The following is a 13,916-nucleotide window of genomic DNA, read 5'->3' as shown; positions in this document are numbered from 1 at the left end:
GAAATAGTTCGTGTTCGGTTTACCGTGCACTCCGGGTTACTGATGCGTAGTTCCTGGCTCGGCAAACTTAGACATGATGAATAGGTGTCAGTGAGTTTTTGAGGGGTACGCTGGCGTATAACCGGCCCTTCCATTTTTGATGATAAAAATAAGTAAGACCCGGGCCCCTTTCTCTGCGCTGGGATTTTTGGCCAGGGTATGTAAGATGTTTCTTTTTTCATAGAACATCTGGCCCGTCGAAAAGGTAGTGGGCACTTTCGTCACGAGCGCAATCTGAACATCACCTTCCATTACATAGCCAAATAGTTCGCAGTCGTGGCGATGAGAGACCGTGTCGACGGCACCCGGGGCAAGGGTCATGACAACGGATTCCATTTTGTAGTCCGCCAGCTCCGGGTCCGATAAGGCCTGGCGCAACACGAGATCAAACTTTATGGACGATTCGGCTGTCGTATTTTTTTCGGCGTGATCGTGCTGCGCGTACGCTGTCGTGAGCCCGCCGGCAAACAGGAAAGCAACAAGTAATTTATAGGGGGGCATGATGATAGAGGTTTATTAAGCGATGCTAATATTGGTAATGACGGAATTTTTCTGGTAGTCCACTGAGTACAATCCTGGTAGTCCACCGAAATAAACCTATGCGAGAGCTTGGACGGTCTATTAAAATTGACCGGAGTGGGACATTTCGCGTCCGGGTAGACCCATAAAAGTCATTTCGGTTCGAGGTCAATGCCAAAGGCCATCAATTTTGTGATTTAATGGCTTTTGGCTTTGGCCTATCAATCTCCAACCCAAATCAGGGCAAAAACCCGCCACGGCGTCGTTTGCGTGGGTCGATTGGAAGGGAAGATAAAAAAAAATCGAAAAATCTGTTAGTGGGGTAGGGTAGGGTTATTTGTCTTATGGGCAATTAACCGTTAAACCTGTGAAGCCAGACGAGGATTACCTGCGCAAGATTGTTTTGCTCCTGAATGAGCCCGACAACGTTGAATTGTTACACGAGGTGGAGGCGTTGAGAACGCTTTCGCCCGATCACGATACCTTTTACAAAGAAGTAGTCAATCTTTGGGCCGCTTCCGCGGACGTGAAAGACCTGCAACACATCAATGTGGCAGAAGCCACCGAAAGACTTTCCCTGAAATTGAAACAGAGTCCCCGCTATGTCGCCGCGCAACGTGGCGGCATTGGCGTGACCCTGAAATGGTTTATGCGCGCGGCCGCCGTGTTGGTGACGGGCGCTGTGGGTTATTGGATGTATATGTCGCGCCAGGTGGAATTCATCACCAAATCCACCGGCCCAAATGTGCGCGATACATTAGTGCTGGCCGATCGTTCACAGATCTTTATGGACGAAAACACCACCGTGCGCTATCCGTCGCAATGGTCGGGTTCACAACGGCGGGTGTACCTGGAGACGGGCAACGCGTTTTTCTCTGTGTCGCACGACAAAGAGCATCCCTTCGTGGTGCAGATGCAACAATCGACCGTGACGGTGTTGGGCACGACGTTCAACATCCGGCTCCGTCAGAATGAAATTGCAGTGAGTGTGAAAACCGGTACGGTGATGTTCGAACCGGGTGGCACAAAGGAAAATCCCGTGCTGCGCGCCGGCGATGGCATCGTGTTCAACACTCTGGCCCGCACGCTCACCACGGTGGACGTAACCAACGAGAACAGCGACGCGTGGCTCACCCATGAGCTGGTGTTCACCGACGCCTCGCTACGCGAAGTGCTGAGCACGCTCGAAGAATATTACCACGTGCGCTTCGTGGTGGTAGACTCCATCACCAAATTCAAAAAATTCAATGCCACCTTCAAAAACAACAGCCTGAAAGAAGTGCTCGATGTGTTGGCGGCGGCCTATCCTGTAAAAATCGAAACCAAAGACTCGCTGGTGGTCATCCAGGGCAATCCCTGAACAAACCCCGTAAACCAACCACCATCCTAACCCCCAGAAACCCCCATGCACGTGCACCGCTATACGGGAATAACCGGAAGAAAAATCAACTTGTTGCTCATCCTGCTTTGTGCCGGCTTTGCCGCTTTGGCCGAGACCGCGGGCAAGATCGAATCGCTGGATGAATATCTGCGTCGCCTCGAACTGCAACACCATGTGAGCTTCGTCTATGACGCGTCGGAGATCAATCGCGCGTCGAAAATTGAAACGACCGAAGCCACTTCGCTGGAGGCTTGCCTGAACCTGCTCCGCGCCCTCGACATCACCTACAAGATCGTGGGCGACCAGGTGATCCTGCAGAAAGCAAAACAACCTCCCGTCATCATCACGGGCGAGGTGACGGAGATGGTGGATGGAAAAAGTTCGCCCATGGTGGGGGTGTCTATCGTAGAGAAGGGCACCAACAACGGCACCATGACCGACAGCAAGGGAGCCTATCGCGTGCTGGTGAAGGATCACGCTACGCTGGTGTTCTCGATGGTGGGCTACAAAACGCAGGAGATCGTTGTCGGCAATGAGACCACCCTGAACGTGGTGCTCGCCGAAGACGTGAGCGTCTTCAACGAAGTGGTAGTGACGGGCTACCAGGATGTGGACAAGAAATTGTTTACCGGCTCGACCATCAACCTGAAAGGCTCGGACGTGAAACAAGACGGCATCACCGACGTGAGCCGCATGTTGGCAGGGCGCGCCGCCGGTGTTTCCGTGCAAAACGTGTCGGGCACTTTTGGTACGGCGCCCAAGATCAGGATCCGCGGCGCTACGTCCATTACAGGCGACAACAAACCGCTGTGGGTAGTCGATGGTGTGGTGCTGGAAGATGTGGTGAACATTTCCAACGAACAACTTTCCACCGGCGACACCAAGACGCTGATCGGTTCGTCGGTTGCCGGTCTGAACGCCGATGACATCGAGAGCTTCCAGATCCTGAAAGACGCCTCGGCCACGGCGCAATATGGCGCCCGGGCGATGAACGGCGTGATCGTGATCACCACCAAAAAAGGACGCGTGGGCAAGCCGTTGATCTCCTACACGGCCAACTTCTCGACCTACCGCAAGCCGTCCTACAACACCTTCAACATCATGAACTCGGCCGACCAGATGTCGCTCTACGACGAGTTGGATCGCAAGGGATGGGAAACGTTTGGCAACAGCAAGCGCTCGCCCAACGGCGGCGTGTATGTGAAGATGTATGACCTCATCGATCAATATGACAAAACCAACGGCAGCTTTGGACTGCGAAATACCCCGGAAGCGCGGGCCGCATTTTTGCAAGGCTACGCCCGGCGCAACACCGATTGGTTCGATGTGCTTTTCCGTAATTCATTCATGCAGGAACACTCCCTCGGCATTTCGTCAGGGACCGAGAAGTCGCAGCTTTATTTTTCCGGCAGCTATCTGCAAGACGACGGCTGGACCATTGCCGATCGCGTGAAGCGTTTCACGGGCAATGCCCGGGCAAATTTTAACATCACCGACAAGCTTGCCATCGGCCTCATCACCCAAGGCGCCATCCGCGTGCAGCGCGCCCCCGGCACCGTGAGCCGCCGCAGCAATCCGGTGGAAGGAAAATACGATCGCGATTTCGACATCAACCCCTTCAGTTACGCCATCAACACCAGCCGAACCCTGACGCCCTATGACGACCAGGGCAACCTGGAATTCTTTAAACGGAATTTTGCACCCTTCAACATTATTCACGAACTGGAGAACAATACGCTCGACCTCACCATGATCGACCTGAAGCTGCAAGGTGATGTGTCGTACAAGATCCGTCCCAACCTCAAGTATGCCTTCCTCGGTGCGGTGCGCTATGCGAAGACAAACCAGGAGCACAAGGTCTACGAACATTCCAACATGGCTGAAGCCTTCCGCGCGGATGGCGATGCCGTGATCCGCCAGAACAACAAGTTTCTCTATCGCAATCCCGACGACCCGGAAGCCGAGCCGGTGGTGGTGTTGCCCTATGGAGGTTTCTATAACACCACCGACGATTACCTGGTGAGCTACAACCTGCGCAACACGCTGGAATGGAACAAGACCTTTAACGACACGCACATCGTGCGCGTGTTTGGCTCGCAGGAGCTGCGGTATGCCGACCGCCAAAATAAATTCTTTTATGGCTATGGCTACCAGTTCGATAAAGGCGGTGTGCCCTATGTGGATCCCAACATCATCAAGCAGGTGGTGGAGGGCAACTTCGACTTCTATGGCATGGGCATGACCTACGACCGGTTTTTGGCGGGCATGGTGAACGCCACGTATTCCTATCGCACGAAGTACAACCTGAACGGAACGCTTCGCTACGATGGCTCTAACCGCCTGGGCAAGTCGCGCTCGGCGCGGTGGCTGCCCACCTGGAACGTGAGCGGCTCGTGGAATGTGGACGCCGAAAATTTCATGGCCTCGCAAAGCATCATCACCCGCCTCACCCTGCGCGCCACCTATGGGTTAACGGCCAGCATGGGCAATGCCACCAACTCCAGCCTCGTGCTGAGCACCAACAAAGCCACGCGGCCGTATTTGCCCGAGATCGAATCGGTGATCAATATTCAGGACCTGGAGAACCGCGACCTGACCTGGGAGAAACAATACGAAACCAACATCGGGTTCGACGCCGCCTTCTTTCGCGAGCGCGTGACACTGACGGTGGACTGGTACGACCGCGACGGCTTCGACCTCATCAGTCCGCTGCGGACCTCTGCGATCGGGGGACAGTTTGTGAAATCGGCCAACTATGCCGACATGACGTCGCGGGGCATCGAAGTCACTTTAGGAGGGACGTTGTATCATGACGAGCGCAGCAATTGGAAAACGCAACTCACCTTTGCCCACAACCGGAACCGCGTGACCAACCTCAAGAGCACGCCCACCATTTGGGAATTGGTGTCGTCTGACGGGGGGCCGAAAGAAGGGTATCCTTACCGGGGTTTGTTCTCGGTCGACTTCCAGGGATTGAATGCTGAAAATGGTTCGCCATACTTCATCAACGAAAAAGGCGAAACCAGCAACAACGTCTATCTGCAAAGCGACATCACGAAGTATCTGAAATATGAAGGCCCGGTAGATCCCACCATCACCGGGGGGCTCTACAACGCCTTCCGCTATCGCAACATCACGTTGTCGGCGTTGATCACGTTCAGTGCCGGGAACAAGATCCGGTTGACGCCCGCCTTCAGCAGCAGCTATACCGACCTGGATGCCACACCCAAAGAGTTCCTGAACCGGTGGATGACCAGCGGCGACGAGAAACACACCAACGTGCCGTCTATCCTGGATGTGCGCACGCTGGGCAGTCTCGACGGTGTGAATCCGTATGCGGTCTACAACTATTCGGACGTGCGCATCGCCGACGGCGGATTTGTGCGGCTGAAGCAAGTTTCGCTTTCCTATCTCTTGCCCGAAAGCTGGACCAGCCGTCTGGGGGCGACCAACCTGTCGGTGAGCCTCATCGCCAACAACCCGATGCTGCTCTATGCGGATAAAAAATTGAAAGGTCAGGATCCGGAATTTTTCAACTCGGGTGGCGTGGCGACACCCATTCCCCAACAGTATACGCTTTCGCTGAAAGCAGGATTCTAAAAACATGGAACGGACGAAAATGAAAATAAGAATACTCATCGGTTTGACACTGGTACTCCTCACAGCCACACGCTGCAGCGACTACCTCGAACACCTTCCCGACCAACGCGCGGAATTGAATTCGCCCGAGAAGGTCGCCGAGCTCTTGGCTTCTGCCTATCCACGGGCCAACTACATCACCTTCCTGGAAGCGCTTTCCGACAACGCGGAAGACAAAGCGCTCACCACGTCGGAACTCATCAACAGCGCGCCGTGGCAGTTCAACGATGTGCCGAACCGGAATGAAGACACGCCCGACTTCTATTGGCAGGCAGCCTATGCGGCCATCGCGGCTTCGAACCAGGCGCTGGAAACCATTAACAACGCGAGTGATCAAACCCCTTACCGCGCATCGAAAGGGGAGGCGTTGGTGACGCGCGCGTATGCGCATTTTATGCTGGTGACGCTTTTCTCGCGCGTATACCATCCCAGCACCGCCGCCACTGATCCCGGCATTCCCTATGTGACTGAACCCGAAAAAGTGGTGACACAAAAATATGAGCGCAGGACCGTGGCCTATGTGTATGAACAGATCGAAAAAGACCTGGAAGAAGGCATTCCCTTGCTGGACAACGAATCCTACAAAGAAGGCGCCGGCCGCTACCATTTCACAACGACCGCGGCACACGGATTTGCCACGCGGTTCTACCTGTTCAAAATGGATTATGCCAAAGTGGTGGAGCACGCCAACCTGGCGTTTCCCTCGGGCAACATCCTACCCAACTTGCGGCCGATAAATTCGGAAGCTTACCGCGCCATGGAACCCCTGGTGAAATTGGCGGAATACACCAAGGCCGACAAGCCCGCGAACCTGTTGCTGGTGGAAGCCCCATCGCTGTGGGCGCGAAGCCTGCGCGGCTATCGCTACGGGTTCAATTTCAACCTGCTGAGCAAAGTGGTGTGGAATCAAAATGTGACCAGCGGATTGTGGGGGTATATGTTCTATGGCAATGAAGCCTCGCTGTTCACACCCAAGTTCAGAGAGCATTTTGTGAAGATGGATCCGAACGCCGAGATCGGCACGCCCTATAACATGATCCCGCTGCTCACGGCCGAAGAAGTGTTGTTCAACCGTGCAGAAGCCAATGCACGCCTGGGCAACTACGATGCAACGCTGAAAGATCTGAACGACTTTGCCAGCACCCGCATCATCGTGAACGACACCGACGAACCGTACTATGACCCCGCACGCCACACCGTGACCCGCGCCCGCGTGCTGCGGTTTTACAACACCACCGATATTGAGGCCGCCCTCATTTCTACCGTGCTCGACTTCAAGCGAGTGGAGTTCCTCTTTGAAGGACAACGCTGGTTTGATATCATCCGCCATCATCTGCAAGTCGTGCATGTGCCTTACAGTCGCGACAACATCCTGACATTGGGGCCGAACGATCCGCGCCGGGTGTTGCAGATCCCGCAGGAGGCGCAGTCGTCGGGAATAGAATTGAATCCACGCTAATTGAAACGCTATGAACGCTCGTAATACATTTCGCGCCACAATTTTCGGCATCGCCGCCATGCTGCTCGTGTCATCCTGCAGCGACCCCGAAGAAGATCTCGACATCTCTTTCCTGGACGTCGACACGGAGACCAATGCGATCGACCAGTGGATCGTGCAAAACTATACCAATCCCTATAACATCGCCATCAACTATAAATGGGTTCCCTTTGAACTGGCTACCGACAAAACGCTGGTGCCGGTGAAGGAGGAGAAAGTGATCCCCGTGATGACGCTGGTGAAGGAGACCTGGATTGATCCTTATGTGAAAGAAGCGGGCGAAGACTTCATGAAGATCAATGCACCAAAGCAGTTCGTCCTGGTGGGAAGTCCGCAATACAACAACGACGGCACCATGGTGCTGGGCGAGGCGGAGTCGGGTCGCAAGGTGACGCTGTTTGTGATCAATGATTTTCTGAAGACGGATGTGCCTGCCGTGAAACAGATGTTGCACACCATTCACCACGAGTTTGCGCACATCCTGCACCAGTCAAAGCTCTATCCCCGCAACTTCAAACAGATCACTCCCTCTGGCTACACGGCCACATGGTACAACACCGAGGATGAAGAGGCGTGGAACCTCGGCTTCATCACTCCCTATGCCCGTGCCAGCACCGACGAGGATTTTGTGGAGATGATCTCAACGATGTTGGTGGAAGGACACGACGGCTATGAGGCGAAACTGGGAAAGGCATCGGCCAATGGCAAAGCGTTGCTGCGCCAGAAGGAAGCGATCGTGGTGGCCTACTTTAAAGAAACCTGGAACATCGATTTCTATCAACTGCAAGAGACCACGACGGCGGCCATTGTCGCCGCAACAAAATGAAGGACTGAAAGGAAGCACGTGACTATCGGAAAACTATACGTATGAAAAACTTTTTTATCTATATCGCCGCCCTCATCGCCGCATCTTGCAAGCAAGACGACGATCCGTTGCTGATGGGGCGGCCGGAAGAACGGATGGAGCAAATTCTGAAAGACTACCGCCAGCAACTGGTGGACGCGCCTTCGGGATGGAAAGGCTATCTGTTCCCGGGTTCGGGTGGAGGCTATAGCTTCTACATGACCTTCAGCAACGAAGGCCGCGTGACCATGCTGGCCGACATCAACGCCGACTGCCAGGTGAAGCCGTTTGAAAGTTCGTTTCGCATGGAAGCGGTACAACGCCCGTCGCTGTTCTTCGACACGTATTCTTACCTGCACATTCTTTCCGATCCCGACCCCGACACGGTAGGGGGAGCACAAGGGCATGGCATGAACTCCGATTTTGAATTTGCGTTCGAGTCCACACAAGGCGACACCATCCGGCTGAAAGGCAACCAACACGGATCGCCGCTGTTGCTCATCAAGGCCACCGCCGCCGAAAGTGAAGCGCTGAGGCGTGGCGACCTTTACTTGCTGCAAAAAGGTGTCGTGGGCTACAAGGACAAAAATCCGTTCACCTACTTGCAGTCGCGCGACGGCAAACGCATCAACACCGGGTTCAACCTCGACGAGAAAACATTCTCCCTCTCGTTCAAACAAGCCGACTCGCTCAATATTCAGACGACACCCTTTGCCTACACCACGAACGGGATCTTTTTACAAAAGGCAATCACCTACAAGGACGTGACCTTCCGGGAAGTGTTTTATGACGCGAGCCAGAAACTTTATGTGATGGCAGGCGGCGAGCGCATCAACCTGGTGCCGTCGGCCGACCCGATATTGCCGTTGCACCTGGTGTTGGGCATCGATTTCACAACGGTGTCTGTTCCCTTCGACCCTTTGCCGGGGTGGTCGCCTTTGTACACCAACGCACGGTGGACGATACACAATTCGTTGCTGACAAAGGGCGTCGGTCTAAGCAACATCGAGCTGGCCTTCAATCCCCAAAACAAGACCCTGACCCTCGACGTGTTCATGCGCGCCGTAGGCGATGGGGGCTATTACCTCGGGCGGTATCAATATGCCTACACCAAATCGGCAGACGGTGTGTTCAAGTTCACCCGCTACGAGGAGCCTACGGGCAATGCCAAATTTATCGAAGAAGACATGGCCCCGTTTTTATACTACTTCAACAGCTCCCGCTTCCGCATGGAGTATCTGAAAACAGACAACGGCTTTGTGGCGCAGTTGAAATGCGTGGAGAGTCCCTCGTTTTACTTCTCAGGAAATTTTGGTTCAGCCTTTTAAGCTTTGAAAATGAAACGCACGCGAACACGATATCATCACTTTCACCCCCTGGCCATCGTCACGGCGGCCATCCTCTTCCTGGTGGGCTGCAGTCAACAGGACGACCTGGTCATTCCCGTCGAACCATCCTATGCCGACCCGCAGCTGAAGCTGGACGAATTCAAACAGAAATTAGCTTCGGGCACCGACGGCTGGCAAGGGCTGCTCACTCCCAAGAAAGGGAAGATGTTCACACTCTTCTTCACGCTCGACAACGCAGGAGAGGTTTCCATGCTGGCCGACGCCGACACGGTGGCAGCCAAAACGTTTTCGCGAAGCAGGTATCGCGTGGAGCTCACACAACACGTCAACGCCAGTGTGGTGTTTGAAGCAGGATCGAACCTCGAACGGATCCCCTCCATCGTGGACAAAGAGTATGCCTATCAATACAGTTCGGGCGACACGCTGTTCCTGTTGGGAAGCCAGTATGGCGACGTGTTGAAATTGACAAAGACCACTTCCGGCGAGCGACAGGCTTACGAGACGCGCCAGCTGAAAAGCTCTATGCAGCAGATCGCGAAATATCTTGCTGCCGTGCGCTACCTGTCGTTTCAACCCGAGCCGGGCAAGATCATACAGTTTTCGCTGAACCCGTTGGCACGGAGCGTCTACAACACGTACCTGGAACAACGCGCGAAGTTTTTCGGAAGCGACTATTCTTATTCTCCCCGGGGCATCCTGCTGAAAACCAGTCCCAGCATTGGCGGATATGAACCTGCAGAAATTTTGTGGGATGCTGCGAAGGGAAGTTTATCCACCTACTACAAAGGTCAACGCATGGAGTTGCAATCATCGACCCTCCCCGCCATACCGCTGCACTATTTATTGGGCGATGAATATTCTCCCGGCACCGTAGTGCCTTCTCCCTATGCGCAGCGAATGCCCGGCTGGTCGCCAAAGTTTCAGACCCAATGGTTAATAGACGACAACGCGTTGATGCGGCAGGAGAACATCGCCCTGTACTACATGGTGCTCGATTTGCATGTGAAAGAAAACACGATGGACCTCTACATCTACTATGTGACCCCGGAGAGCAAATTTGTGCGGGGCAAGTTTCCCTACACGTTCTCAAAGACCGACGACGGCATCTACACCTTCACACCCCTGCCGATTGAAACGGGCACCGAAGAGGGCGACAACGCATCGCGCGTGAAAGATTTTCTTCCCAACATCCTGGGCGCCGTAAACAAAAACCGGTTCCACATCGAATTCTATGATGCCTACGCCGAATTGGGCGGACTCATCCCGCAGTATCTCAGTGTGGACGACGCCGACATCTATTTTACCGGATTCTTTTATTAACCGATCAAAAGCAGAAACCTAAACCAAAAAATGAATATCAATGAAAACAACATGGCAATTCTTTAGCGGAGCAGTGACGAAGCATGCGCACTGGCTGGGTCTATTGATCATTACGTCGAGTTTGCTGGTGCTGGCACTCGTGTTCACCAGCTGCGGAGGCAGTGACGACGACCCGGAACCCACCAACGTCGATCCAAAAACGCTCATCGTAAAAACCTGGAAGCTCAGCGGCGGCGGCACCATCGTGAAAGATGGAACCGATGTGAGCGCCGACTATGCGGGCCTGGAGCTCACGTTTGTTTCGGCGGGAACCTACACCTCTAAAAATGGTGGACATCTTTTCCGCGCGTCGGGAACGTGGCGCTGGAAGTCAACCGACGCCACGGTGCTGTTGCTGGACGGTGAACTGGAGGTTAATGTGAAGGAGATCACGGCGACAAATTTTCACTCACAGTTCAACCTGAGTGAAGACTATGCCACCGGCGGCCGGAGCCAGGCGGTGGTTGGGCCCTACGAGGTTACCCTGAAAGGCACCAACTGACGCGCGCTATAAAATCATCTTTACCGAACGAAAAAATTATGCTATGAAAACAATTTTACTCCTCAGAAATGTATTGATAGTCGTCTTTGCGACGGCACTCTCCACGGACGCCTGGGCCCAATTTTGGGAGGCGGCCGAGGGACCTTACGGTGGATCGATCACGGCGGCATTGGTCACCACTGATGGCACCTACTTCGGTGGATCAGGAACCGGCTATGTTTACCGGAAGCTTCCGGGAAGCGACAAGTGGGAAATTGTGTTCTCCGTAACGGCCGGATCCATTCTGGATCTGCATGAATATAACGGCACCGTCTATGTGAGCTATGCCGGGGAAGAAGAAGGCACACTCTCCGTGAGCAAAGACGGCGGCACAAAATGGGAGCGCGAAGACAATGGATTGCCCGGCATGGTGCGCGACATGACCGTGAACGACAACGGCGATCTCTTTGCGGCAACCACCGAAGGGATCTACAAAAGAACACCCGGCAAAGGTGGTTCCATCAACTGGGAGCTTCGGACGATCCCTACCGACTATGGCAACTACATTTTTTCAATCTGCAACGACCACAAAGGCACACTCTTCGCGGGTGCGGGCCGCGGCTTGTTTCGCTCCGACGACGATGGTGAAACCTGGACGCTGTCGGCTTTTTATGAAACCGCCAACGCCATCATGAGTCTCGCCGTGAATGCGAACGGCGATGTGTATGCCGGCACCGGCGACACCGGCTTGCAAGTGAACTATGCCGCTGACGGCGAACCCAACACCTGGGTGCCCGTGGCGGCCGACCTGATGGGCACCACACAGATCCGGCAAGTAGACATCCTCAAGGGCAACGAAATTTTTGTGAGCGTAACCTTTTCGGGCAGCTACTATTCCAGCGACGGCGTGAATTTCAATAGCCTCACCACCCGCGACAGCCGCGCCGGCTCTTTCTATGATCCATTCACCGACCAACTGGTGGTGGGCACCGACGAAGGCTTCTGGACAGCGCCCTATGTGAAGGATAATTTCCAGTTTGTCCAGATCGGCGTGCCCCTCAATATCAATCGGCTGTTCTCGTATCAATCGAAACTCATCGCCATGGTCGACAACAACAAGATCTATTCATCGAACGACCAGGGCAAAACCTGGACCTATGATTTTGGAAATGGCGAAGGCGTGGTGACCAGCTATGCCGAAAAAGACAACCTCGACATTTTTGTAGGCTGCAAGGGAGGCCTCGCGGGAACGCCTTGGGTGAATGCAAAGATCTTCATCGAATATCTTGGCGAACGCGATTGGTGGAATATCGGCTTCCCCCGGGAGGTGCGCACCATCTCCGATATACTGGTGACCTCGAAAGATTCCGTTTACATCGGCACGAACGCCGGCCTTTACATGATCGACTCTAAATTTTACGCAAGCTCGCAGCGCTCCGTCATTGGCGAAGGCGTGTCGATCCTGTATCTCAAAGAGGATGCCGGCGGAAATCTTTATGCCGGCACCAACCAGGGTGTTTATATTTCATCCGACGACGGTCTGCATTGGCAAACCCATGTGTTGGAAGACAAGGAGATCACCGACCTGGTGGTTCGCGAAGGACACCTCTACGCCGCCACCCTCGATGGACTGTTCTACCTGGAAACCCCGGATGCCACGCCCCAGCAAATTGCCGTAGGAGGGAAGGGCTCGGAATTCACCGCCGTGGCCACCGACGACCTGGGCCACGTGTATGCCGTGAGCCCTTCGGGCGTGTTCTATGCTGAAAGTGAAGACACGTGGCAATCCGAAATTTCGGGCATCGAAAATCACGAGTACAAAAAACTTGTCGCGATCGACAACCTGGTGTACGTCTCCACCAACCTGGGCATCTACAAACATGCCTATGCAGACTATGCCGCGATCAACCTCTCGAATGTGGGAACCTTCACCTACAACGGCGCACCACACGCCGCCACGGCAACGACTACACCTGCGGGATTGTCGGTGACCCTGCTCTATGATGGAGAAGCAACACCTCCCGTGGAAGGAGGCAGCTACCAGGTGACGGCCATCGTGAACGGCCCCAACTATGCCGGTCGTAAAAAAGCAAGGATCGTGATCGAGAAAGCCGAAGCATCGATAGCGCTGACGGGACTGGGCACGCACTACTATAGCGGCAACCCCTTCCCCGTGACCGCGGTGACAACGCCCGCGGGACTGCCCGTCACCATTACCTACAACGACGGCGCCGAGGTTCCCAAGGAGATCGGTGAATACTATGTGATCGCCACGATCGATCACCGGTCCTACAAAGGGCAGGTTTCGGGTGATCTGCTCGTTCAAGATCCCATCATGAGCGCCGAAGATCCGCTCAACAAATTCCTGTCCGTCTATCCCGTGCCCGCGCGCGAACAGCTGACCATCGAAAGTCAGGGCAGCCCGATCCGCTCCATCCTCGTGACCGACATCATGGGGAAACGACTGAGTGAAATCACTTTCAACACGCCGGTGGTCCGCCACGTACTCGACACCCGCCAGCTCAGCGCCGGACTGTTGGTGTTCAGGATCACGACGGATAAGAATGAAAAAATTATTAAACGCGGGGAAATTATCCGGTAAAGACACCGCTCTACATCGATAACGGTCGCCCTGGAGAAGCGACAATTGTTGTAGCAACAATATTGAAAACAAGACAGTCAGGCTGTATAGTACCCAGCTTGGGTGAAGGTTAAGGCCTGACTTGTCTTTGTTTTCGGTGTGTAAAGATTTCCTGAACATGAATCGTATGAAAAATAATTATGAAGGCCTGTCGAACTGGACCATC

At 54.2% G+C, this 13,916-nt stretch carries 9 protein-coding genes; 8 read left to right on the top strand and 1 reads right to left on the bottom strand.

Annotated elements, in window-relative coordinates; translation table 11 throughout:
* Nucleotides 1–87: 87 nt before the first annotated feature.
* A complete protein-coding gene (locus BUB30_RS15105; protein ID WP_073135573.1) occupies nt 88–540 on the bottom strand; it encodes a cupin domain-containing protein in 453 nt (150 codons plus the stop codon).
* 385 nt (nt 541–925) lie between these two features.
* On the opposite strand from BUB30_RS15105, the gene BUB30_RS15100 reads away from it, so the two are divergent.
* The 8 genes from BUB30_RS15100 to BUB30_RS15065 are packed head-to-tail and all read left to right on the top strand — an operon-like array spanning nt 926 to nt 13,711.
* On the top strand, nt 926–1,918 hold the full coding sequence (locus BUB30_RS15100) for a FecR family protein (protein WP_073135571.1): 993 nt from the start codon (nt 926–928) through the stop codon (nt 1,916–1,918).
* 45 nt (nt 1,919–1,963) lie between these two features.
* The gene (locus tag BUB30_RS15095; protein ID WP_073135570.1) at nt 1,964–5,539 is read left to right on the top strand and encodes a SusC/RagA family TonB-linked outer membrane protein; all 3,576 of its coding nucleotides are present in this window, start codon (nt 1,964–1,966) and stop codon (nt 5,537–5,539) included.
* Between the two features lie 19 nt (nt 5,540–5,558).
* Nucleotides 5,559–7,037 (top strand): RagB/SusD family nutrient uptake outer membrane protein, encoded by a 1,479-nt coding sequence (locus BUB30_RS15090; protein WP_073137252.1) that lies wholly within the window; start codon nt 5,559–5,561, stop codon nt 7,035–7,037.
* Nucleotides 7,038–7,047: 10 nt separating this feature from the next.
* Nucleotides 7,048–7,902 carry a zinc-binding metallopeptidase gene (locus BUB30_RS15085; RefSeq protein WP_073135568.1) on the top strand — a complete coding sequence of 285 codons (855 nt, stop codon included), beginning with the start codon at nt 7,048–7,050 and terminating at the stop codon, nt 7,900–7,902.
* A 41-nt stretch (nt 7,903–7,943) separates the two neighbouring features.
* Nucleotides 7,944–9,248 carry a DUF4302 domain-containing protein gene (locus BUB30_RS15080; RefSeq protein WP_073135566.1) on the top strand — a complete coding sequence of 435 codons (1,305 nt, stop codon included), beginning with the start codon at nt 7,944–7,946 and terminating at the stop codon, nt 9,246–9,248.
* Between the two features lie 9 nt (nt 9,249–9,257).
* A complete protein-coding gene (locus BUB30_RS15075) occupies nt 9,258–10,589 on the top strand; it encodes a DUF4302 domain-containing protein (protein ID WP_073135564.1) in 1,332 nt (443 codons plus the stop codon).
* Nucleotides 10,590–10,629: 40 nt separating this feature from the next.
* Complete coding sequence (locus BUB30_RS15070) at nt 10,630–11,130, top strand: hypothetical protein (RefSeq protein WP_143164939.1); 501 nt, start codon at nt 10,630–10,632, stop codon at nt 11,128–11,130.
* Between the two features lie 43 nt (nt 11,131–11,173).
* A complete protein-coding gene (locus BUB30_RS15065) occupies nt 11,174–13,711 on the top strand; it encodes an MBG domain-containing protein (RefSeq protein ID WP_073135560.1) in 2,538 nt (845 codons plus the stop codon).
* The last annotated feature ends 205 nt before the right edge of the window (nt 13,712–13,916 follow it).

Source organism: Chryseolinea serpens, from assembly GCF_900129725.1.
Lineage (GTDB): Bacteria > Bacteroidota > Bacteroidia > Cytophagales > Cyclobacteriaceae > Chryseolinea > Chryseolinea serpens.
Note: the sequence above shows the minus strand (reverse complement) of the source record. Positions and strands in the feature narration are given on the sequence as shown.

Coding starts and splice junctions, on each gene's coding strand:
- BUB30_RS15105 (WP_073135573.1), bottom strand. CDS start 540: ATGCCCCCCTATAAATTACTTGTTGCTTTCCTGTTTGCCGGCGGGCTC.
- BUB30_RS15090 (WP_073137252.1), top strand. CDS start 5,559: ATGAAAATAAGAATACTCATCGGTTTGACACTGGTACTCCTCACAGCC.
- BUB30_RS15065 (WP_073135560.1), top strand. CDS start 11,174: ATGAAAACAATTTTACTCCTCAGAAATGTATTGATAGTCGTCTTTGCG.
- BUB30_RS15070 (WP_143164939.1), top strand. CDS start 10,630: ATGAAAACAACATGGCAATTCTTTAGCGGAGCAGTGACGAAGCATGCG.
- BUB30_RS15085 (WP_073135568.1), top strand. CDS start 7,048: ATGAACGCTCGTAATACATTTCGCGCCACAATTTTCGGCATCGCCGCC.
- BUB30_RS15075 (WP_073135564.1), top strand. CDS start 9,258: ATGAAACGCACGCGAACACGATATCATCACTTTCACCCCCTGGCCATC.
- BUB30_RS15095 (WP_073135570.1), top strand. CDS start 1,964: ATGCACGTGCACCGCTATACGGGAATAACCGGAAGAAAAATCAACTTG.
- BUB30_RS15080 (WP_073135566.1), top strand. CDS start 7,944: ATGAAAAACTTTTTTATCTATATCGCCGCCCTCATCGCCGCATCTTGC.